The organism is Paenibacillus sp. NPDC058177 (genome assembly GCF_042883835.1).
Classification (GTDB): domain Bacteria; phylum Bacillota; class Bacilli; order Paenibacillales; family Paenibacillaceae; genus Paenibacillus_AQ; species Paenibacillus_AQ agri.
Map to the genome: position 1 here is coordinate 984117 of NZ_JBHVVB010000001.1, position 22542 is coordinate 1006658.

Consider the following 22542-nt stretch of genomic DNA (forward strand, 5'->3'; position numbering starts at 1 on the left):
AAGAAGAGAATAATAAAAAACGAGCCTCTAGAATTGATTCTAAGGCTCGTTTACGTATCAGGAGACATATGTCTGCCCCATAATATTTGATTTTTAAAAGGCTACTTTTTCAGTGGTCTCCGCTATCCATTCCTAAGGTAGCCGTAACAGCATCAGCCAGCTCCATCGATTGGTTAAGCTAGTGACTCATTAATCTTATCACATGACTCTTTTACATAATCAATAAATTTTTTAACTGCTGGTGATAGCTGTTGAGAAGTTCGCCACTGCAGCCCTACCTCCCAATTCCAATGCTTTTCTTGAATGGGAACCCAGGACAATCCCTCTAATCGCATTCCTGCCGTTCTGGGCACCAGTGAAACACCGAGGCCTGCAGCAACAAAGCCTGTGACAGTAGTCAAATCCTCTGCTTCATAAATTTGAGTTAGCTCCGCATCAGATCGGATAATGCAGGATTCAAGCAAAAGCTTGAGGCCGCAACTGCTTTTCAGTCCGATATAGTTCTCATTCTTCAGCTCATGAATACTGAGAGATGATGCGCCAGCAAGTCTGTGATTGTTGGAAACGATAATGTAGAGCGGAGCCGTTTCTAAAGTTATCCAACTATACTCTTCGGACGTCGGTCTCAAAGAAGTGATGCTCAGATCGCACCTCCCTTGGTTTAACGCATCATTAATAAGCTCATGGTTACCCTGCTCCAGCTCAAATTTGATTTTGGGATAGATATTCTGATAATTTCTCACCAGTTTAGGTACAAGATCAGCTCCCAAAATATTGAGAAAGGCCATGCTAATAAGTCCTGTCTCAGGGTTTGTCCATTCCTCCAACGTTTTTTTGCCGTGTTCCAACTCCCGTAAAGCCCGCTCCACATTCTGGGAAAACAAACTGCCATATCGACTCAGTTGAACATTCCTGCCTTTTCGTTCAAACAATTGAACGCCGAGCTCAGTCTCCAGTTTGGAGATAGCTTGGCTAAGTGCCGGTTGCGTAATGGATAGAGCCTGAGCCGCCCTTGTCATGTGTTGATAACGTGCCACTGTAAGAAAATATTCCAGTTGAGTTAATTCCATTTTCTCCTCCGCATATTCGAAATTCATAATTAGTATTTATTATTTATATAATAATTATCAATTAGACGTTATGAATCGTCAATGATAAAGTTAAGCCCAGATTTATTTAGCTTTTCTTGTCCTTTGCCCTATTCATCCCATTCTAATGGCTATCATCATAAAAGGAGAAATTACTATGAAAGCATATGTTGTAAAAGATGGACTTGGAATTGATTATTTGAAAGAAGTTGATCTTCAAATTCCTACTCCAGGTAAAGGCGAAGTTCTAATCCGCATGAAAGCAGTATCCCTTAATTACAGAGATATCTTTGCACTCGATGGTTATTTCAATAATGGATCAACAGCCCCTTTCATCCCGGTATCAGATGGAGCTGGGGAAATTTTCGCTTTAGGAGAAGGAGCCGATAAATTTCAAATTGGAGATCGAGTTGCCGGTATTTTTAATCAAAAATGGATTTCTGGAGAAATGTTACCCGATTATAATGACGGTGAACTTGGTGGACCATTAGACGGAATGCTTGCTGAATATGTTGTATTACCACAAGAAGGATTAGTTCGCATCCCTGATCATTTATCTTACGTAGAGGCAGCTTCATTACCTTGCGCCGCAATTACAGCTTGGCATGCAGTAGTTAAAGATGGCAAAGTTAAAGCTGGAGATACTGTCGTTATTCAAGGTACCGGTGGTGTATCCATATTTGCAATGCAATTTGCAAAAATATCAGGTGCTAACGTGATTATTACTTCAAGCAGCGATGATAAACTTGAGAAAGCCAAGGCTTTAGGTGCAAATTATTCCATTAACTATAAAACAAACCCTGATTGGGAGAAAGCCGTTTTGGAGTATACAAACAATCGTGGCGCTGATCTTATTATAGAAGTTAGCGGTTCAACCTTAAATCGTTCAATTGAAGCGGTAAGACCCAATGGACAAATTAATCTAATTGGTGCTTTATCGGGTATGGTAGTTGAAAATCTCTCACTTTTGCCTATTTTCACAAGAAAAATACGCCTTCATGGCGTTAGGACTGGCAGTCGCGAAATGTTTGAAGCGATGAACCGTGCTATTGAACATAATGTTCTTCGACCTGTTATTGATCGTGTATTCCCATTCGCAGAGGCAGTTGATGCTTTTAAATTTTTACAAAATGGAGATTATTTCGGTAAGATATGTATCTCTTTTGAATGAGAATTAAACTTGTTCTTTATGATTTCTGGAAATAAAAATTCAGGAGGCACTTATGAGTAAAAAATTAGCCGTAATCGTTGGCGCAGGACCAGGTGTTGGAAACCACGTGGCCAAAAAATTCGGATTAAACGGCTTCCGCATTATTCTTATCTCTCGTAGCTTGAACTCTTTGAACACATACGTTGATGCTTTAAGATCTGAAGGTATTGAAGCATATGGAATAACTGCCGATGCCGGAAGTGCTGAATCCCTGGAACAAGCGTTTGATCAGATCAAACAATCTTACGGTGTTACTGATGTGCTGGTCTACAATGCTGTTACCCGTGTTGGAGGTAAACCAACCACGTTGACTCCAGAAGTACTGTTGAACAATCTAAGTGTTGATGTAGGTGGTGCATTAACAAGTGCATTGCAAGTCATTCCGGATCAACGAAAACGAAAAGAAGGAACTATTTTATTTACAGGTGGCAGCATTGCTATGCATCCATCTCCAGATTATTCTTCTTTATCTATTGGAAAAGCAGCCATGCGAAATCTGGCCCTAACTTTAGCAGCCGAATTAGCCCCGGAAGGCATTTTTGTAGGTACCGTTTCGATTTCAGGTGTTGTTCAAGCTGGAACTGATTATGATCCAGAACAAATTGCCAATGTATACTGGGACCTATTCGAAAAACGTGATCAACATGAGGTAATCTATTAATTCATAATTGTTAATCGATTACCCGAAAAATGGAAAGAGGAAAACATATGCAGAAGAAGACTGTTCTGATTACTGGAGCAAACAAAGGGATAGGGTACGAAACGGCACAACAGTTGGGCGCGGTAGGCTTCACGATTTTGGTTGGTGCGCGCAGCGAGGACAGAGGCAAGGAAGCGGCAGCGAAACTGGAAAGTGAAGGCATTAGCGCCTCCAACATTGTACTAGACGTGACGGATCAAGCGACGATTGATGCTGCATTTCGTACAATAGATGAACAATTCGGATCGCTGGACGTGTTGATCAATAATGCGGGAGTTTTATTAGAACAAGGAACTTTTCCAAGCCAGCTTGAGTTAATCGATCTGAAGACAACGTTCGAGACGAACTTTTTCGGGATGTTTGCTGTAACGAAAGCAATGATTCCTTTGCTGACTAAATCGTTGGCTGGCAGAGTGGTCAATGTTTCTAGCGGAGTCGGCTCATTGACGTTATTGAGCGATGCGGCGTCCCAGTTTGCTAATTTTCATTTACTTGCCTACTCAAGCTCCAAGGCGGCGGTGAACGCATTAACAATAATGTTTGCAAAAGAATTTAAAAATACGCCGTTGAAATTCAACGCGGTCGAACCCGGCCCCACCTCCACTGATTTAACCGGAAATGCTGGTTTTCGTTCGGCGAATCAAGCCGCCAAAATTATCGTTGATCTAGCCACGATTTCTGAAGAAGGGCCTACCGGTGGTTACTTCGATGAATACGGCAAGCTTCCCTGGTAAGCCGAGTCGAGGGGTTCTGTTATTGGAACATCCCCTATTGTCTATGTAAGGCTGGAGTTGGTTTGAACAATATCAAACGTACTCAATGCTACTGAATTGAAAATTAAATAACAATAAAAGTCTGATCAAATGATCAGACTTTTTGTTTTCTTAGTTTACGTCCATCAATCGCTGGCCTAAGTTAAACTCAAAATCCCCGTGTGACCCAAATCCAAGCGTCATCGATTTTGAAACTTTTTCCAGTGTGCCCGGGGACATAGCTCCCGAGATAAATGCGAATCTGGATTCTTGCAACTCTGGGGACTCAGGTAATCGGATACGATTGATTAGGTCACGCCCCGATAGTCGGGACAACCTCTCTATTGCACCAGTGGCCGGTACGATACCGACAGCGAGTTCCGGCTGTCCGAAGACGGCTTTCTCTAGACTGGCAAAGCGCATGTCGCATGCAAGAGCAAACTCGCTACCGACTCCTCCAATCCGGCCCCGAATTTCAACGATACTGACGACCGAAGATTTGGAAAGCCGTGTTGTAAAGTCAATAAGCGGCGGGAGATCGACGTCTCTCGGCGTTTTTTGATACTCCTTTTTTAATTGGATTGGACTTGTTTACGACCGGATACATAGTATCGCAGTAGCACGATTAATGAACAAATACTGATCACAGTCAAGACCACGTACACATTTTTATAAGCATGAACCAGCGAAACCTTATCTTGAAAAGCAAGCAGCATCCCGCAGACCGCAACGGAAAATGAACCGCCGAAAAATTGAATCAGCTGCATGAAGCCCATACCTGAGCCGATTAACTCAGCAGGCAAAATACGAGATGTTTCGTTATTTAAAGAGGATAATGAGGTCGAAACTGCCGGTGAGAAAAATAGATACCCGAAGAGAATGACAGCCGAAGAGGCACCTAGGTTCGTCCAAATAGCGATTAATACCAAAGCTAAAATGACTTGCCCGATTAACAGGAACCGGAAATTTCCGTAGCGGTCGATCCAGCGTCCTACGAAACTAGTGAGAACAGCGGATAAAACAGCCCCCGGCGCGATCGTAAAACCGATTTCTAGCGGTGATCTGCCGAACAGGTTGGCCAGCGCAAGCGGCATTAAAAACAGATTACCGAGATTCATGAACAAAATGCAGAATCCAACTATAAGCAATTTCCGATACGCGGGTATAGCCAATACTGCTGGATTGATGAAGGATGCCTTGGCACGTTTGAGGTAGGCAGCATGGACAGCAATCGATAACAGTCCGACTCCCAGCCAAACGATCGAGCGCTGCGATACGGCAGTCAAAATTGTCACGGCATTCACGACGGTCAATAGAGCACCTGCGATATCAAACTTAAATGGTTTAGGCTGCTCTTTAGGGAGCAAACGCAGCAAAATCGGAAGAAGTACAAGCACGAGGCAAGTGATGGCGAACAATCCGTTCCAACCGATGTACTCGCTGATCAGCCCACCTATAATTGGCCCGAGTCCGAATGCCATAGCAGATCCCGCAGAGATCATAGAAATCGCGCTGCCGCGTCTTTCATAAGGAACATACCGACTGGCGATGATGAGACCGAGTCCCGCCATCGAACCGGCACCTGCAGACTGCGCGATCCGCGCTATTAGCAACGTGTGAAAACTGCTCGCGAATATACCGAAAACGGAAGAAAGCCCGAGTATCGTGAGCCCGACTGACAACAATCTTCGAATGGGCAGCGTGTCGGAAAGCCTGCTATAAATGACCGTTGACAAGGCGTAGCCTATCGAGTAGCTGGAAACAATCCAAGAGCCGAGGTCTGCTGAAACGCCTATATCCCGAATGATGCTTGGAATGGAGACATTAAACATTGTCGTGTTCATGATGACGATGAACGTGCCTATTGTCCAGACCAGTATGACAATCTTATCTTTCATGTGAATACCGTCCTATCATGTTGATTGTACTTCTACTTCCCAAGTAGATTGCTTCATTTCTAAAACAAACAATTTAAGAACGATCATTCAAAAATGTGTTCGAATGATCGTTCTTAAATTTGAAATCATTCTACCCCAATATTTTTGTAACCACCGCAAACTCTACTGTTCGTGTTCTAAGATCAACTCACCACATTTGTGATGACTTCGATATTACCGCGGGTTGCTCGGGCATAAGGGCAAACATCGTGAGCTTCCTCGACGATTTGTTTCGCAATGCTCGTCTCTACACCCTTAATAGCGATGTCCATGTTTACTGACAAGACAAAGCCGTCATTTGCATCCTTGCCGATCGTAACATGTGACGTTATTTTTATACCTTCCGATTTGATTCTATGTTTTCTCAGAACAACACCTAGCGCACCTTCAAAACATGCGGCAAATCCGGCTGCGAACAGTTGCTCAGGGTTGGTTCCGTCTCCGCCGGGACCTCCCATTTCCTTGGGAACCTTTAAGTCAATATCAAGGATGCCATCGCTGGACACCGCTTTGCCTTCTCTTCCGCCTTCCACCATCACAGTAGCTGTGTACAATTTCTTTTCTATTTTATCCATCTTCAATATCCTCCTTTAGATCATGCTATTTTCCCATGAACCTCGTATTTCCACATCGCTCGATTTCGCGGCTTGTTCCAGATCTTCAATTTCCTTATTCGTCAATTTGACGTCAATAGCAGAAATAGCGCTAGTGATATGCGATGGTTTTGTCACGCCGATAATCGGTACCGTTCCCTTAGCAATTGCCCAGGCAATGGCGATTTCAGCAGGATTGACTTCATACCGGAAGCCGATTTCTCGCATCACATCGATCAGATTTTCCAGTTTGGCAAATACCTCTTCATTGAAGGCGTCTCCTCTTCGGGTTCCAGCCTTAAAAGGATTCTGCGCACTATATTTACCGGTCAAAGCCCCTTGTTCCAATACCATATAGGAGAAGAATAGCAAGTCATTGGCTTTGCAATACTCAATGATGCCTGCTTCTTCTGAGGACCGATAAAGTAGACTGTAATGGTTTTGGACGGCGGAGAGCTGAAGTCCCTCTTGTGCCAATATGTCCACGGCGATCTTAATCTCCTCTAAGCTGTGATTAGAAACGCCCACGTATTTGACCTTTCCGCTTTTCATTAACGGGATCAGTTTGGAAGTCCAGCGCCGAACGTTTTTCGGATTGTGAATCCATAAAATATCGACATGATCCTTTCCAAGGCGCTTTAAGCTTCCTGCGAAGGACTCTTCAACAGCATCGTCTGACTGATCTCCCATTGGTGTAAATTTCGTTGAAATCAGGACGTCATCTCTTCCGTGAATGAATTTTCCTAGAATCGTTTCCGAAGCGCCCATGCCATAAACTGCGGCCGTGTCCCAAAGATTCAATCCGGCATTCATTGCCTCATTAAATATAGGCTTTAGATCCTCGTCCATCAGATTATTTCCAAAAATTGCATCCCCTCCGTTGGCGCCGGTTCCCCAAGACCAGGTACCTAGGGCTACAGCCGGAATATGGGTGTTTTTTAACTGAACGGTTTTCATGGTACATCCCTCCCCTTTCTTCTATAAGCTTTACATCTCAGCAAGAAGTTCTTTTGTTGTTAAAATGGCATGTGCAAAGGTAGGGCCATTAATTTCATGCGCGACACGCATAGCCTCTTTACTGAAAGCAGCTGTGGCATCTTTTACAAGTGTGACATGATAACCAAGCTCCATGCCAAAGCGTGCTGTCGCTTCGATGCACGTATTAGCCAACAAACCTACGACGATTATCTTTTGTACACCATGCATTTTAAGTTGATGATCCAGGTCAGTGTTTGCGAATCCGCTGCTGCCCCAGTGCTCTTTAATAATTACATCACCCTTCTGAGGTTGAAAATCCGAATGGAATTCCCCGCCCCATGAGCCTTTAGCAAATGTCTGTCTTTCTTTAACACCAAGCTGATAAGGTGTTGGGTACAACCAATTTTCAAAATCATCGGGTTCAGATCTGTGGTGAGGAACAAAGAAAACTTGAATGCCGGCTTCTCGAACAGCGTTAACGATTTCTTTTAAATGTTCGAGCAAGTTGACGGAGTCTGCTACTTCTTTAGCACGGGGGAAACTCTTACCTTCAGGTGATAAGAAATCATTGTAAGGGTCAACCAAAAGGAGCCCTGTTTTTGTTTGATCGTATAATTTTGTCATGGACTAAAATCCCCTTCTGATATATCAGATTTAATTGAATAGAGACAGATTTATTTCAATAATATTAACGTCATTTTCTCTGTCCAATGTATTTTTTACCATAACGCGAATTCGTATACGAGCATGGTGAAAATTTTGAGAAAGACATTCCGCGTCGAGCATCTTGACCTTTTTCCTAGATGGATTTCGCTTTTAAACAACATTCGAATTGCTTCTTTGGCAGAAAGGCCAGCCATATGGAACATAACTTATTAAAACGACCTCTTCATAAAACTTCTTTGACCTGACTATCTTTCTCCTCCTTTCAAAGCAAATTTAACATATTAAGAACGATCAGTCAAGAATAAAATTTACTGATCGTTCTCAAATAAGTGATGCTAATTAACTGGAATTTTCCTTTGCTTGATAAAATACGGCAACACGCACATAAACTTCTGCATAAAGCCGAGCAACAACCTTATGGTTTCAAACTCTAATTTGATATGAATCCGCAAAAAGACTGTTCTCATTACTCCTCACCAGAGTTGGATGACAGTCTTTTTACGGTCGTCTTATGATTCTAGCTGCTATTAACCTTGTTATAGTTCTTTTAAATATTCCCCATAATGGTTTTCTTTCCATAGTTTCAAATGATTCTCTGACGCAAGCACCTGATGTGTGTCACTCAATTGATGAATGATAGCCTCATTGTAAACAATATCGTGTTTATTATAAAGCTGGCGAATTCTTGTCTTTTCACGAAATGGATCGGGAGTTGGAATAGAGGATAACAATGACTTGGTATAAGGATGGATCGGATTTTCATAGATATCCTTCACTGTCCCGAGTTCAACAATATGACCTAAGTGCATTACGGCCACTCTATCCGAAATTGACCTTACCATCGATAAATCATGGGCAATGAACATATAGGTCAAATTGTACTGCTTCTGTAGGTTTTTCATGAGATTTACGACTTGTGCTTGGATGGATACATCCAAAGCTGAAATAATTTCATCTGCAATTATAAACTTTGGTTCCACTACAAGGGCTCTCGCAATACCAATCCGTTGTCGTTGTCCGCCTGAGAATTGATGAGGAAACCGATTAACAAGCGCCCCTGACAACCCCACGCTTTCCAATACGTTTACTACGCGCTGCTTTCTATCTTCCGATGACTGGCTCATTTGATTAACATCCAAACCAAACGCCACAATATCCAACACATTTTTCCTTGGATTCAGCGAGGCCATTGGATCTTGGAAAATCATCTGCATATTTCGTCTAAGAAACTTCTCTGTATCCTTTTTTAGACGACCCGATATTTTCTCGTCCAGAAAGGTGACTTCCCCTTGTTGGTAGTCATAGATTCGGATCAAGGCGCGCGCCAGCGTGCTCTTACCACTTCCACTTTCACCAACGATGCTGAAGGTTTCACCTTCAAAAACATCAAAAGATACGCCATTAACGGCGCGAACCGTCGTTTTGCGATTCACTCTAAAATGCAGATGTAAATTGCGAACGGAAAGAACCTTCTTGCGACTCATGTCCTCATCCTTCCTTTAATAAGGCTAGCCTCTGTGCGAGGATTTCAGGTATTTTGACTGTAGGGGCTCTTTCATCTAATAGCCAGCTTTTCACACGATGTGTTGTCGTCACTTGAAAGTATGGAGGTTCCTCTATGAAATCAATATCAAGTGCATACTCGCTCCGATAGGCAAACGCATCACCTTTAGGAGGGTTAATTAAATTCGGCGGGGATCCTGGAATCGAATATAACTTTTCATTCAAGTTGTCCGACAACGTAGGTATGGAAGAAAGCAGCCCCCAAGTATACGGATGCCTAGGGTCATAGAAGACTTCATCTGACTTGCCCTCTTCAACTATTTGTCCTGCATACATAACCGCAACACGATCGGCAATATTCGCCACAACCCCTAAGTCATGGGTAATAAATATAATGGCAACGCCAGTACGTTGTTGAATTTCTTTAATTAAATCGATAATCTGAGCCTGAATCGTCACATCTAGTGCCGTTGTTGGCTCATCCGCAATCAATAAATCAGGTTCACATGCAAGTGCAATAGCAATCACAATGCGCTGCCTCATACCACCCGATAGTTGGTGAGGGTATTGTTTAATCCGCTTAACAGGATTTTCAATTCCAACTAGCTCCAAAAGTTCCAACGTGCGGGCATGTGCTTCCTTTTTAGATGTAACCTTTCTGTGAATGAGCATGCTCTCCATGATCTGCTCCCCCACTGTCGTTGTGGGATTTAAGCAGGTCATCGGATCTTGAAAAATAATCGCTATTTTACAGCCGCGAATCGTAGTTTCGAATTGTTTTTCACTTAGTTTTGTTAAATCAACAACTTTACCATCTTTGTTAAAATGAATACTTCCTTCGATCTCGGCATTTTTACCAACAAGTCCTAATATCACTTTGGTCGTTAGTGACTTCCCGCAGCCACTTTCGCCTACAATGGCCAATGTCTCTCCACGTTCTAAGTAGAAAGAAACGTCCCTAATCACATGATTATAGCCTTGGCGCGTTTTGAATTTAAGCTTTAAGTTTTGAACTTCTAATAAATTCGTATTATCCATCTTATCACCTAAAACCCTTTCATCTTGGGATCCAACGCATCGCGAAGGCCATCTGCTATTAAATTAAAGCTAATCATTAACAGTGATAATACGATAACAGGGAAAATGATAATATACGGTTGTGTCAGCATGCTCTCATATCCTGAACTAATCAACACGCCAAGTGACGCTTGAGGAGGCTGCAGTCCAAGGCCGACAAACGCTAAGAAAGATTCATAAAAGATCGCGCTAGGTATGGAAAACATCGACACGACTAAGATCTGACCCACAATGTTGGGCAACAATTCTTTCATCATAATCTTGATATGGGAAGCCCCTAGTGTCTTCGCCGCTAGTACAAACTCCTGCTCCTTCAGCGCTAACACTTGCGAACGAACGACTCGGCTCATTCCGGTCCAGCCGGTTATCATCAGCGCCAGTATGATGGTGAGAATCCCAGGCTTGAATATGACCATAAAAATAATAACGACTACCAGGTTAGGTATGCCACTGAGAATTTCTATGAACCGCTGCATTACCGTATCCACCTTACCGCCATAATAAGCAGAGATAAGACCATAGGTAATTCCAATAATGACATCAATTACAGCTGCAATAAGCGCAATGAGAAAGGAAATTTGAGTTCCTTTCCACACCCGGGTCCACAGATCACGACCTAAACTATCACTGCCGAACCAACGATACACATCCTTCAGTGAATCACTCTTATACATATCGAAACCATTTATTTTACCATCGAAGATCCCTAGTTTTTCGATGACGGGAATTCTTGGAGGTAGATTTAATTGGCTTTTCTCGACATGATCATACGTCGTACCACTGACAAGGGGGGCGATTAAAGCAAACAATAAGATGATCACAATGACGATAAAACCAACAACCGCTCCCTTATTTTTACTGAACCGTGCAACCGCCTCTTTCAGAGAGCCAGGGTCCTCGCCTTGAATCACTTCTTGTTCCATGTGATTATTGCTTTTATTCAATTTGAACGGATTTGTCGACATTATGAACCTCCTTTTTCTACGCGAATCCTTGGATCGATGATTCCATATAAGATATCAACCAATAAGTTAACAAAAATATAAAATGCGCTATAGACGAATGCGATCATGACAATGACATTATAATCCTTTACTTGTATTGCATTAACCAACAAGCTTCCAATACCAGGTATGCCAAACACCTTCTCAACAACAAGCGAACCGGTCATGAGGTTAACCATTAAAGGGCCTGTAATAGTAATGACAGAGATTAGAGCATTTCGCAAACCATGCTTATAAATAATTTGATTAGCTCGAACCCCTTTTGCTCTGGCAAGTTGAATGTAATCGGTTTGCAGCACCTCAATGAGCTCCGTTCTAAGGAAGCGGGCTATTTGCGAGATAACAAACATCGACAAAGCAATCGTCGGAAGAACTGAGGAGCTATACGGATGGTCGATGGAGTAAGTAATATCAGCCCATCCTAGTTTATATCCAACAAAATAACTGAGCAGTAACGCAAAAACATAGGATGGAACACTCACGCCCAGTACGGAAATAATCGTGGCCACATTGTCTTTCCAAGTATTGTATTGGGTCACGGCTATAATACCCAGAATTAAGCCTAAAAAACTGCCTACGACCATCGTCTGCAACCCAATTCGGATCGATACACCCAATTCCGACCAAACTAAATCAGCTACAGGTTGGTTTTTGATAATCGAATAGGATATTCCGAAGTCTCCTCTAAGGGCGTTCATGAAAAAAATCGCTGCCTTTTCAAAAAAAGGCTTATTAAAACCATAGTGCTCACGTAATACGGTGACTTGGTCAACCGTTAACCGCTCGTCATTGAATGGTGATCCTGGTATGAATTCCAGAAGAAGGAAGAGAACGAAAAGAATAACGACCAATGTAATGACAGCCCAGAATATACGCTTTAAGATAAACGTTGCCATGAATTTCTCCCCTTCGCAGACAAAAGAGCGCATAGCGCTCTTTGTTTCTTACTATGCAATTGCAGAAATTACTTACTTGTCATTTTGAATTGAAAGATTCCGGTAAGAGATAAGTCCACCGACAACGAAGTATTCCACGCCTTGCACATTAGGATTAATCAGCATCGCTTCACCGGCTTGATATACAGGTAAAGCCCCGCCTTCATCTTGTAACAATAGTTTCTCTGCTTCTTTAAACGCGCTCCAACGACTAGCATCATCTTTAGCGAATTGTCCGCCTGGAGCTGTTTTCTTCAACAGCTCATCATAAGCTGGATTATTGAACTTCGGATAATTGAAGTTGGATGTCGAGAGGAACAACGTTCCGAGATAATCATAAGGATCTCCATAGTTCGGACCCCATCTGGTCAATCCGAGCTGGTAATCATCCGTTTTCATTCGTTTCAGACGTTCTGCTTTCGTTACGGTTACGATATTTATCGTAATCCCCTCTAAAGCTTGCAAATCAGCTTGGATCGCTTCTGCCGTTTTCTTAACCGTGCTCGAATCCTCGATGAGCAATTCAAGAGTCAGATTAGTTACGCCTAACTCTTGTTTGGCCTTAGCTAAATATTCATTCGCTTTGTCGATATTATAAGTTTGAAAAGTAGAAGAAGTTTCACGGAAGTCTTTTCCCTCTGCATCCGTAGATAATCCTTTAGGTACAATGTAATCTGCTGCTTCGGATCCGTCTTTCAATATGTCATTGGCAATATGATCTCTGTCAATAGCGTAACCGAGTGCTAGTCTTAAATTTTTGTTCTTAAGGGATTCAAATTGATTATTCGGTGATAGATACCATACATAACCGGACAATACGCTTGTAAATCCCTTATTGTTGGCATATCTAGGTACAAGCTCCGAAGAGATTTTCGTTACGTCGATATTTCCTTTTTCAAATTCCAACGCCGCTACTGAATAGTCTTGACGTTTAACAAAATCGACCTCATCGACTTTGATTTCATTAGCAGCATAATACGTCGGGTTTTTAACGATTTTCCAACTGTTCAATTTATTCCATTCGGAGAAGATGAACGGACCGTTGGACAGCAAGTTTTTCGGCTCTTGCGCGTATTTATCGCCTTGTTCCTTCACGAACTTTTCGTTCAAAGGGTTAAAGATCGGCACGGGCAAAAATTTAATAAAATAAGGAACGGCCGTTTCAAGCGTAACTTCTAACGTATTGTCATCCAGCGCTTTAACACCTAAATCTTCAATGGCGCGTTTACCAGAGGTAATATCAGCCGCATTCTTAATGCCGGAATCCGCTACGAATCCTGCATACTCACTGGCGGTTGCCGGATCAACAGCTCTGCGCCAAGAATAAACGAAATCCTTTGCGGTAACAGGGTCTCCATTCGACCATTTCGCATCTTTACGTAAATTAAATTTATAAACAGTACCACTATCGTTTTTGCTCCATTCGGTTGCTATCCGTGGAATGATGTTACCGCTTTTATCGTAATCGACCAGCCCATCGGTAAACGTCTCAATCATTTCAAGAGAAAAGCCGTCGGAAGCAAGACTTGTATCTAAACTGATAATATCTACGTCTTTTGCAAACGTAACGACTTTTTCACCACTCCCGGAAGCTTCAATACTTTGCGAATTTTTGTTGTTACTAGAACTGCATCCTGTAAATAGTAGCATTGTAGCCAAAGCAAAACTGATAAACTTGATTTTATTTTTCATTTTTGCGCTCCTTCATAGATAGTAAAACTTAGTATACATACAATTTAATTTAATGTAAACTATTCATATATGATTAATGTGAATACTGTGGTTTAATTTTACTAAATGTGTTATTATACTCTTTAATGAAGAAGTAAAGGAGATTGATTATGAACACCACAAACAGTGAACTTAAAACAGCAACGGTTGCAGGAGGCTGCTTCTGGGGAGTAGAGGAATACTATCGCCGCCTGAAAGGAATTGTGGATACCCAAGTTGGGTTTGCACATGAAGATGCAACTTTTGTAGGTTCCGACAACATTGACAACTTGATTGAAGCAGTCATGCTAACCTATGATTCTTCTGTAATTACCTTCGAAAAAATTATGGATCATCTCTTCCGCATCGTTGACCCCACCTCTTACGATAGACAGGGAGAAGATCAAGGGCTTCACTATCGAACGGGAATCTTCTATGAGCAGCTGTCCGATAAATTGATTATCGAAAATTTTATTGCTTCAAAAACTTCGCAGTATTCTGAACGCATTCAAGTGCAAGGACGTAATCTCCATCATTTTCAAATTGCAGAAGCGAGACACCAAGCGTATCTGGCCAACAACCCGAGCGCTCATTGTCACGTTGATTTTAACCTGATTCAAGAAGACGAAAAGAAATAAGGCTGAGGCAAAGCATCTAGACTAAAATAAAGGTCCCTACAGATTCATTGAACTCTCTCAGGGACCTTGTTAATAGATAGCACGGAAATTCGAACGCACATTTTGACTGGAGCCACAAAAGGAGAAGCCACTGCTTCACCCCACTGAAAGTCCCCTTAACTGTCCAGACATACGTACATCTCGCCAGGATTTCGAGCTCCCCCTCAAGTAATAGGGGATCGCCTTAATATTGCTAATCCAAATATGAACAATACAATTGGCCTATTGTCCACCACGTAGGTGATACTCCCGCTTGGAATCGAGAAGGTATCGCTTATTTTCTGAATAGGCTGCGGCCCTCTATTATAAAGAAGTTCTAAAATTTGAAAGGTTTCTATACTAAGACCATAGCTGTCAATGTCACGTTCTAAGCTTGCGTACAACTCCTTTAGCGTACCAGCTTTAAATTAAGTTCCTCTCTTTCTGCATCTTGTTCAGTCAAATTCATTCCTCCTTACTCTCTTAAATATTATCCTAATATTAGTTAATCTATTATTAGTTATTCTAGTGTTAGGATATTTTTTTGTCAACCTCTCAAGCTCATATCTACCTCCTCAGCAAGGATGACTTTAAAATCGGCGATCTAGACAACTTTATGTTGGTGACGATATGTATACTTTCCCACATATGCCAAGTTTGCCTGTCGTATATCAATTAGACATTGGCGACTACAAAATCTTTTTGGGCTCTACAAGGCGAATACTGATAGTGAGGTTGAAAAAGCTGCATCATTCTAATTTATGAGTTGCCTGGCTATCAGGTCGCCATACCCGAACTTAAGGTCAGTAATTGCATTCATTATGGACCGAAAAAATACAAGTCAATATTTCCCCCCGTAATGAAAGTTCCGCTTAATAATAAAATCTCCTAATTAACGATTTATTCCCTATAAAATAAAAAAAGCCGCTAAATATCAGCAACTTTCCCATAGAGCACTAAATAATATAGCGTCACCAATCCTTTGAGCATCAGTTTAGAATAAATGTCGAAGTATAGGTAAAATCCCGTCCCCTCTCATATCCTTCTAATTGATGTTCCTTGAATATATTGTTTCTTGATCGTGTTAGGTGCAAATGTTGGTTTCTATTTTGACTTATTATTGCGGTTACATGCTCTGGACGATGCATGGCGATACGAAAACCAATAGGAACTCCATAATCAAAGACATATAGCGTATATTTAGTCAGCATTAGTTTATCGATAAAAGACTCAATGACTTCAGTAATATGGTCAAATGTATACTGAAAATCTTCTTCGTCAGGGGATAATGTATTCCCGAACCCCGGATAGTCAGGAGCAATGACATAATAATCTTTCTCTAACTCAGGGATTAGTGCTCTGAACGTATGATTAGCAGAAGGAAAGCCATGGAGTAATAGACCATGAAGCAATAGAATGACTGGTTTATCTGGATCACCAGCTTTACGATAAAACACTTCTAATCCATCTAACTCCATTGAATGATAAGTGGTGATATAATAACCTCCCATTTAACAAAGTTATTTCCTACTGTCCAAATATACTCACCCTTTCATTTGCAGACACTTATTTAACGGCGTGTCCTCTACCGTCTTTAATTCTAACATTGGTACTGTATAATGCCGAATCACTGATCACCTTGAACGACGGATATCCTCGATCCGCTTCTAGCTTCAATGCATTGTCAAACAAACTTTCCTGCTGCATGTCTAACAAGAAAGTAAAGGATTTCACCATAACAGCAATGTCAGTTTTAAGTGGTTGGTCAAGAATTTCGATAGCGAGCACTCCGTTACACCCGCAATCTTCGGTATCATAGAAAAGTTTAAAGTAACCCGGGGACTCTCCTAAACTTTCCGCCAGCTTCTCCTCCGTGTAAGTATCAATATAAATTATCATCTTCAAGTCCCCACTTCCGTTATCTACACTTTTGAATTCGTCATTTTAAAACAATACTCGTCTGAGAATTGAGTAAATAAGGTTTTATGCATTCTCTGATAATACATCGTTCTAGTAATCATGCATAATACAGAAATGAGATATCAAGTATCTGTATCCAATATACCTAAGTTTAGTGGATATGGAAGAATGGTATAGCCTTGTTCCCAAATAAAAGCATGGCTTTAAGCATAATGAAATTTTCATCGGATTACTTGGACTTAGCCATCTTGCACTCTAGTTAAAAATTATAATTATCAATTTAAGAACGATCGAAAACAATCTTGATCGATCGTTCTTAAATCTAAAGTCATTCCGATCTCAATACCATCGCTGGACACCGCTGTAGATGTCAATTATAAAAAACACTGATGTGAAGCAGAACCTTATAGATCCTTCTTTCTGCCGGCAAGCTGTTGACGATATTCTAATACAGGCAGCCCACCCCAGCCCCAATTCTCGGTGTCAACCTCTTCAACAACTACAAAAGTTGATTCTAGCGGTTTGTTCAGAACATCAAGTAAAAGCTCACTAACCCCTTTAATAAGCTTCGCTTTTTCTTCTGCAGTGACAGATTGATGATCAGGCGTAGTACCCTCACGGGTTACTTGAATTGTAACAATCGGCATCGAAATCCTCCCCTATCCCATTAGAATTATTTAGTTGCTCGCGAAGACTATAATATTTGATTAGCGACCAGCATTCTGACCGCCATCAACATGAATTGTCTCACCGGTTATAAATTCAGCCGAATCCAAGTATAAAACGGCATCCACAATTTCATGCGCCTCACCCATACGTCCCAGTGGATGTAACTTAGCAAGGGCTTCGTGGGATTCGACGGAATGCATCGGTGTTTTAATAACCCCAGGCGAGACTGCATTTACTCGAATGCCACGAGAAGCATATTCAATAGCTAATGATTTCGTTGCAGATTTCAAACCGCCCTTTGTCAGGGAAGCCAGTACGGAAGGAACCGCAGCAGATGGTTGGTCTACTAGACTCGTCGTAATGGTAACAATATGTCCTGTCCCTTGTTTCAGCATCTGATCCACCACTCGTTGCGTAACATGGAAGAATCCAACAACATTAGTGGATAAATACTTTGCAAAATCCTCTTCTGTGTACTCTGTAAAAGGCTTGGCCAAGAATATCCCGGCATTATTAACCAATGTATCGATACGTCCAAAATGAGTCAAACTGTCATCGATTAATTGCTGTGCAACCTTAGGATCTGCAATATCCCCAGCAACAAACCGTACTTGCTTTCCTGTAGGATCAATTTCTTTTGCAACCTCAGCTAGTGCTTGTTCTCGACGACCGTTGATAACGACATTAGCTCCTTGCTTCACCATCTCAATTGCCATTGCCTTCCCAAGGCCGCTGCTTCCACCAGTTATTACAAATACTTTCCCTTGAATACCCATTTGTATTACTCCTTTTGATGTTTTATTTATGAAGAATAAACCGCATCAAAGAATTGCTTTATTGTGCCAAGCCACTTTTAACCCATTCTGCAATTGTTACAGCACGTTTTGCTTGATGTTCCGCGGCAGCTCGAACGTCTTCTTTCAAAGCCCCGTTTTGATCCACTGTTACACTTGTACCGTATGGATTACCCCCACCCACAAAAACAGAAGGGTCAGTAAATCCTGGAGCTGCGACAATTGCCCCCCAGTGATACATTGAAGTGTATAGCTGAAGAATCGTCTGCTCTTGTCCAGCATTTGGATTTTGAGCGGAAGTCATTCCACTAACTACCTTATTCACCGTTTTGCCTTGAGCCCAAAGTCCGCCTGCTGTATCAAGGAATTGCTTCATTTGGGCTGGAAGATTACCAAATCGAGTAGGCATGCTAAAGATGATCGCATCTGCCCACTCCAAGTCTTCTAAAGATGCAGTAGGAACGTTTTTTGTTGCTTCAAGATGTGATTTCCATGATGGGCTACTATCAATTGCAGATTGCGGCGCAGTTTCCGCTACTTTTAGGATTTTTACATCTGCCCCTGCTTTACGACCACCTTCTGCTGCCCATTGAGCCAATTGAAAATTTGTACCATTTGAACTGTAATAGATAACCGCTAAATTCACTTTTTTCGACATTTGTGTAGTCTCCTTTTTAAATAGCTTTTTAAATAAACTCATGTTTTATCGCTCCAAATTTTAATATGATCTTTGAAAAACTGATTCATACTTATTTGTTACTTCCAATAAATGTATGAACCATTGATGTTTAAATGTTTTTAAATACTTGTATAAATTCATCAGGAGATTTTAATCCAGATAGGTGGATCTCATCATTGATGACATAGTAAGGAACACCTCTGATCCCTATCTTTTGTGCGTCACGTTGCCCAAGCTTCACTTCTTCAAGCCCCTCGCCATTCAAAAGACGGGATTTAAGTTCAGCAACAGTGTCCGTTACTCCAACTGCTTTTCCTAGTTTTGCAAGTTCATTGACATCACCAACATTAATACCATTTTCAAAATAAGCCGTATAAATGCTCTCAATCAATTGCTCTTGTAACTCCTCAGGAGTAATAGCAATTAACTGATGTGACAACGTAGTATTGGGAGTGAATTTCACACTATCCATATTATATTCGAGACCGAAATGAGCTCCGTATTCGTTGTACTGCCGCATTCTCGCTTCAAATTGTGCAGCACCTCCTAATCGCCCAGTCATAACTTCCCGATAATCTTCTCCCTCAGAACGAATGCCGGGGTTAAGTTGAAAAGCATGCCAACGGAGAGTTACTTCTGTGTCATCAGAGAATTGGTTTAAAGCAGTACGCAGACTGGCCGTTCCCATGCGACACCATGGACAAATCGTGTCCATAAAAACATCTATGGTTAAATTGTTCATTTTACAGTCCCAACTGGCTTTACCGTTTTAATATGCTGAGCGTAATCAACACTACTTTGTACCAATCGTTCTTCCGTAACATCGGAAGTGTCATTCAGTGAAAAGTGAGGAAGGTAAGAGGCACTGATAAACTCTGCAAGGGCTTCGATCGGCCGCAAGATTTCTTGCAGTGTATATCGATTGGATCCAGTGGCTTGATACGATTCTGTAGTTCCGTAGGTTGAAGTAGCTACACCGATTTCTTTACCTGCTGTTTTAGTGCCTTCCGGACCATATGCCCAGCCATATAGCAGTACGGTGTCAAACCACTTTTTCAACAGTGGCGGCGTGCTGTACCAATAAAGCGGAAACTGGAAAATAATTCGATCATGCGCTTCAATCAATTGCTGCTCTCTAGAAACATCAATGTTTTCATCGGGATACGCTTTGTATAATTCGTGAATTGTAATATCATCATATTTTTGTAATTCTTTCACCCATGCTTTATTCCAGTTGGACGCTTCGATGTTAGGGTGAGCAACAATTACTAAGGTTTTCATTTTATTAGCTCCGTTTCATAAGTTATTTTTAAAAAGTACACTTGATTATTTGTTGTTAAAAAAAGAGACATTTTTCATGAAAATACTTTCTTGCTTATTGATTAACGCTCCATCAAGCTCAGAGATTCTCTTTACTTCAATCCATTCAGGATCATTACGGAAACTATCGTAGTTATGATTGCGCATTTCTATATTTTCATGTTCAACAATGTAATACAGGCGGTTGTTCCCTTCATCAGAATCTTCCCAGAAATGCGTGATCTTCATATTATGTTTCATAAATAGTTGAATAACATGATCTTTAAATCGATCTTGAATAGCCTTCATCTTACCTGGATTAATATGATAAATCCGTAGCTCATATAGCACCTTTTCCACCTCCCTTTATTAGGAAATTATCACGAGTTAATTTTTATCTATTAAAAGATAGATTTAACTCAAAAAAATTATTTGCGCATTAAATATTCAAAATATGAATAATAATCTTATTGCTTGATTGTATTCTATCTTTTAATAGATTAATTGTCAACTTCAAATTTAATGTGTTGTGAACGTTTTTTTATTTACTAATAGATAGATTATGAGCACAAAAAAATCCGCTTTTAACTAAAGCAAAGCGGAGATTAGTCCTTCGGTAATCAGATTGAATTTATTATGATCCCGGTAACTTCTTGCTATTAATTGGGCGCCTTGAAGTGAAGCAAGGAATTGATGTGCAAGTACATCTGCAGACCCCTTAAAATTTAATTGGCCTTCCCTTCGCCCCTGTTCCAACACTCGTTCTAACCACTCCAGATTGGTTGTAAACAACTGTGCTATTCCTTCTTGTGTCTTAATCGATAAAGAAGCTAGGTCAGTAGAAAGCATAACACCCATGCAAGTACAATAATCTTTGACTGGTCCGCCATACAGAAGTATGAATTTGCGTAGTTTTTCTAGATTATTCTGTGTTTCGGTATCAACTTGCGCAAGTGAAGAAATAAAATTCCTGTGATACCTTTCGATCAGCGCTTCTCCTAGATCCTCCTTATTAGGGAAATAATAATGAATAGTCGGAGTGCGTATCCCGACTATTTTAGCAATGTGTGCATAACTGAAACCGTTGAACCCGAATTCTTGGACAATTGACTGAGCAGTATCTAAAATAGCTTCTTCTGTATTATTTTTATTCATGTCTGAATTCTATCTTTTAATAGATATCTTGTCAACCAAGAGATAAGAAGATAAAAATTGTATATTAATTGCCTATTAAGGGGATGATTTATGTATATTTTTAGAAAGGGGTTTCCCATGAAACCAATTGAAAAAATATCGGCAAGTCAATTAAGCCTATTACTTTTTTCTTTTATTGCTCCTACTATTATTTTAGTTATTCCAAGTTCGATCGCCAGTATTACAAAGCAAGATACATGGATAACTATTTTCCCTTCATTTTTAATTGGAGCTTTAAATATTTGGTTAATGATAACTTTATCGAATCGATACCCTGGTCAAACGATTATACAGTACAGTTCACATATTATAGGTAAGTGGCCTGGGAAGTGCTTGGGAGTATATCTCATATATTACTGGATTAACTTTGACTTCATCATTCTTAATCAACATATACAATTCATTAATACTATTCTGCTTCCAAAGACTCCTTCAATTCTTGTCAGTTTTTCATTGGCACTGTTATGTGGTATAGCAGCTTATATGGGCCTCGAATCTATTGCCAGAAGTAATGAGTTCTTTGCATTAGTCATGTTTATTATATTGATTCCACTTGTGATGCTCCTCTTTACTAAATCCGATCCAGAGTTGCTCCGACCTATTATGAGTAAAGGAATGTTGCCCGTCTTTCAGGGTGCCATTTTCCCAGCAGCTTATTTATGTCAATTTTTTATATTAGGTTGGCTTCTTCCTTATTTAAGGAACTCAAGAAATGCCTTTAAAGCTTCCTTTTCCGGTTTAATTATTGTTTCAATTCTTTTTGTAGTTACTGTCTTACCTTTAATTATGATCTTTGGCCCATTAACCGATAAATTGACTTTTCCATTGTTAAGTGTTATTCAATTTATTGGTTTACGAGGGAGCTTTGAACGTATAGAGGCTATAGCAGTGGCTATATGGGTTATGGGTAGTTTTATTAAAATTTCCCTAACCTTCTTTATTATCTGCCTAAGTATAAGCCATCTTTTTAATGTTCAAAATTTTAGGAACTTTGTACTTCCTGTAACTATATTATCTGTATTAGGATCAGTTTCCGTTTTTATTAACTACTCCACTGATCTAAATTATTATCTGAAGTACATTTATCCAAGCTATTCATTATTGACTCAATTATTTTTACCTTTTACGCTTCTGATTATTGATACGATTAAAAGACTCTGGAAAAATTAACAGAGAGA

At 40.7% G+C, this 22542-nt stretch carries 25 protein-coding genes and 1 pseudogene; 5 read left to right on the forward strand and 21 right to left on the reverse strand.

The window, feature by feature from the left end; translation table 11 throughout:
* Positions 1 to 173 precede the first annotated feature (173 nt).
* Complete coding sequence (locus ACFVU8_RS04670) at positions 174 to 1097, reverse strand: LysR family transcriptional regulator (RefSeq protein WP_387426009.1); 924 nt, start codon at positions 1095 to 1097, stop codon at positions 174 to 176.
* A 148-nt stretch (positions 1098 to 1245) separates the two neighbouring features.
* Here ACFVU8_RS04670 and ACFVU8_RS04675 point away from each other — a divergent pair, with 148 nt between their 5' ends.
* From ACFVU8_RS04675 to ACFVU8_RS04685, 3 genes are read left to right on the forward strand one after another with little or no spacing between them, the layout of a single operon-like run.
* Positions 1246 to 2259 (forward strand): zinc-dependent alcohol dehydrogenase family protein, encoded by a 1014-nt coding sequence (locus ACFVU8_RS04675; protein WP_387426010.1) that lies wholly within the window; start codon positions 1246 to 1248, stop codon positions 2257 to 2259.
* A gap of 52 nt (positions 2260 to 2311) precedes the next feature.
* A complete protein-coding gene (locus ACFVU8_RS04680; RefSeq protein ID WP_387426011.1) occupies positions 2312 to 2959 on the forward strand; it encodes an SDR family NAD(P)-dependent oxidoreductase in 648 nt (215 codons plus the stop codon).
* A 47-nt stretch (positions 2960 to 3006) separates the two neighbouring features.
* A complete protein-coding gene (locus ACFVU8_RS04685; RefSeq protein ID WP_387426012.1) occupies positions 3007 to 3732 on the forward strand; it encodes an SDR family oxidoreductase in 726 nt (241 codons plus the stop codon).
* Positions 3733 to 3882: 150 nt separating this feature from the next.
* Here the strand turns inward: ACFVU8_RS04685 and ACFVU8_RS04690 are convergent, their stop codons facing one another.
* The 10 genes from ACFVU8_RS04690 to ACFVU8_RS04735 all read right to left on the reverse strand — a co-directional run bounded on the left by ACFVU8_RS04690 (position 3883) and on the right by ACFVU8_RS04735 (position 14135).
* Positions 3883 to 4332 carry an enoyl-CoA hydratase/isomerase family protein gene (locus ACFVU8_RS04690; RefSeq protein ID WP_387427199.1) on the reverse strand — a complete coding sequence of 150 codons (450 nt, stop codon included), beginning with the start codon at positions 4330 to 4332 and terminating at the stop codon, positions 3883 to 3885.
* A complete protein-coding gene (locus ACFVU8_RS04695) occupies positions 4323 to 5594 on the reverse strand; it encodes an MFS transporter (protein WP_387426013.1) in 1272 nt (423 codons plus the stop codon). The genes ACFVU8_RS04690 and ACFVU8_RS04695 overlap by 10 nt, the downstream gene beginning before the upstream one ends.
* Before the next feature lie 236 nt (positions 5595 to 5830).
* Entirely contained in the window at positions 5831 to 6262 is a 432-nt protein-coding gene (locus ACFVU8_RS04700; RefSeq protein ID WP_387426014.1) for an organic hydroperoxide resistance protein, read from the reverse strand.
* A 15-nt stretch (positions 6263 to 6277) separates the two neighbouring features.
* Positions 6278 to 7237, reverse strand: a complete 960-nt coding sequence (locus tag ACFVU8_RS04705; RefSeq protein ID WP_387426015.1) for an aldo/keto reductase — start codon at positions 7235 to 7237, stop codon at positions 6278 to 6280.
* A gap of 30 nt (positions 7238 to 7267) precedes the next feature.
* On the reverse strand, positions 7268 to 7882 hold the full coding sequence (locus ACFVU8_RS04710; protein ID WP_387426016.1) for a cysteine hydrolase family protein: 615 nt from the start codon (positions 7880 to 7882) through the stop codon (positions 7268 to 7270).
* Positions 7883 to 8460: 578 nt separating this feature from the next.
* Positions 8461 to 9408, reverse strand: a complete 948-nt coding sequence (locus ACFVU8_RS04715; RefSeq protein ID WP_387426017.1) for an ATP-binding cassette domain-containing protein — start codon at positions 9406 to 9408, stop codon at positions 8461 to 8463.
* Positions 9409 to 9412: 4 nt separating this feature from the next.
* A complete protein-coding gene (locus tag ACFVU8_RS04720; RefSeq protein WP_387426018.1) occupies positions 9413 to 10465 on the reverse strand; it encodes an ABC transporter ATP-binding protein in 1053 nt (350 codons plus the stop codon).
* An 8-nt stretch (positions 10466 to 10473) separates the two neighbouring features.
* Complete coding sequence (opp3C, locus tag ACFVU8_RS04725) at positions 10474 to 11469, reverse strand: oligopeptide ABC transporter permease (RefSeq protein WP_387426019.1); 996 nt, start codon at positions 11467 to 11469, stop codon at positions 10474 to 10476.
* The gene (locus ACFVU8_RS04730; protein WP_387426020.1) at positions 11469 to 12404 is read right to left on the reverse strand and encodes an ABC transporter permease; all 936 of its coding nucleotides are present in this window, start codon (positions 12402 to 12404) and stop codon (positions 11469 to 11471) included. The genes opp3C and ACFVU8_RS04730 overlap by 1 nt, the downstream gene beginning before the upstream one ends.
* 72 nt (positions 12405 to 12476) lie before the next feature.
* Positions 12477 to 14135 (reverse strand): peptide ABC transporter substrate-binding protein, encoded by a 1659-nt coding sequence (locus ACFVU8_RS04735; RefSeq protein WP_387426021.1) that lies wholly within the window; start codon positions 14133 to 14135, stop codon positions 12477 to 12479.
* Between the two features lie 149 nt (positions 14136 to 14284).
* On the opposite strand from ACFVU8_RS04735, the gene msrA reads away from it, so the two are divergent.
* Positions 14285 to 14791: a peptide-methionine (S)-S-oxide reductase MsrA gene (gene msrA / locus ACFVU8_RS04740; protein WP_387426022.1), complete on the forward strand. Its 507-nt coding sequence runs from the start codon at positions 14285 to 14287 to the stop codon at positions 14789 to 14791.
* A gap of 266 nt (positions 14792 to 15057) precedes the next feature.
* Here the strand turns inward: msrA and ACFVU8_RS04745 are convergent.
* The 10 genes and pseudogenes from ACFVU8_RS04745 to ACFVU8_RS04790 all read right to left on the reverse strand — a co-directional run.
* Positions 15058 to 15165, reverse strand: a pseudogene (locus ACFVU8_RS04745) (MarR family winged helix-turn-helix transcriptional regulator); the annotation flags it as partial.
* A 633-nt stretch (positions 15166 to 15798) separates the two neighbouring features.
* Positions 15799 to 16320: an alpha/beta fold hydrolase gene (locus tag ACFVU8_RS04750; protein WP_387426023.1), complete on the reverse strand. Its 522-nt coding sequence runs from the start codon at positions 16318 to 16320 to the stop codon at positions 15799 to 15801.
* 55 nt (positions 16321 to 16375) lie between these two features.
* Positions 16376 to 16708 carry an iron-sulfur cluster biosynthesis family protein gene (locus ACFVU8_RS04755; RefSeq protein ID WP_387426024.1) on the reverse strand — a complete coding sequence of 111 codons (333 nt, stop codon included), beginning with the start codon at positions 16706 to 16708 and terminating at the stop codon, positions 16376 to 16378.
* 425 nt (positions 16709 to 17133) lie between these two features.
* Complete coding sequence (locus ACFVU8_RS04760) at positions 17134 to 17376, reverse strand: tautomerase family protein (protein WP_387426025.1); 243 nt, start codon at positions 17374 to 17376, stop codon at positions 17134 to 17136.
* A 60-nt stretch (positions 17377 to 17436) separates the two neighbouring features.
* On the reverse strand, positions 17437 to 18174 hold the full coding sequence (locus ACFVU8_RS04765) for an SDR family NAD(P)-dependent oxidoreductase (protein ID WP_387426026.1): 738 nt from the start codon (positions 18172 to 18174) through the stop codon (positions 17437 to 17439).
* Positions 18175 to 18232: 58 nt separating this feature from the next.
* Entirely contained in the window at positions 18233 to 18892 is a 660-nt protein-coding gene (gene wrbA / locus ACFVU8_RS04770) for an NAD(P)H:quinone oxidoreductase (protein ID WP_387426027.1), read from the reverse strand.
* 88 nt (positions 18893 to 18980) lie between these two features.
* A complete protein-coding gene (locus ACFVU8_RS04775; protein ID WP_387426028.1) occupies positions 18981 to 19613 on the reverse strand; it encodes a DsbA family oxidoreductase in 633 nt (210 codons plus the stop codon).
* Positions 19610 to 20152: an NAD(P)H-dependent oxidoreductase gene (locus tag ACFVU8_RS04780; protein WP_387426029.1), complete on the reverse strand. Its 543-nt coding sequence runs from the start codon at positions 20150 to 20152 to the stop codon at positions 19610 to 19612. The genes ACFVU8_RS04775 and ACFVU8_RS04780 overlap by 4 nt, the downstream gene beginning before the upstream one ends.
* Before the next feature lie 45 nt (positions 20153 to 20197).
* Entirely contained in the window at positions 20198 to 20521 is a 324-nt protein-coding gene (locus ACFVU8_RS04785; RefSeq protein ID WP_387426030.1) for an NIPSNAP family protein, read from the reverse strand.
* 237 nt (positions 20522 to 20758) lie between these two features.
* A complete protein-coding gene (locus tag ACFVU8_RS04790; protein WP_387426031.1) occupies positions 20759 to 21325 on the reverse strand; it encodes a TetR/AcrR family transcriptional regulator in 567 nt (188 codons plus the stop codon).
* A 117-nt stretch (positions 21326 to 21442) separates the two neighbouring features.
* On the opposite strand from ACFVU8_RS04790, the gene ACFVU8_RS04795 reads away from it, so the two are divergent.
* Entirely contained in the window at positions 21443 to 22534 is a 1092-nt protein-coding gene (locus ACFVU8_RS04795) for a GerAB/ArcD/ProY family transporter (RefSeq protein ID WP_387426032.1), read from the forward strand.
* The last annotated feature ends 8 nt before the right edge of the window (positions 22535 to 22542 follow it).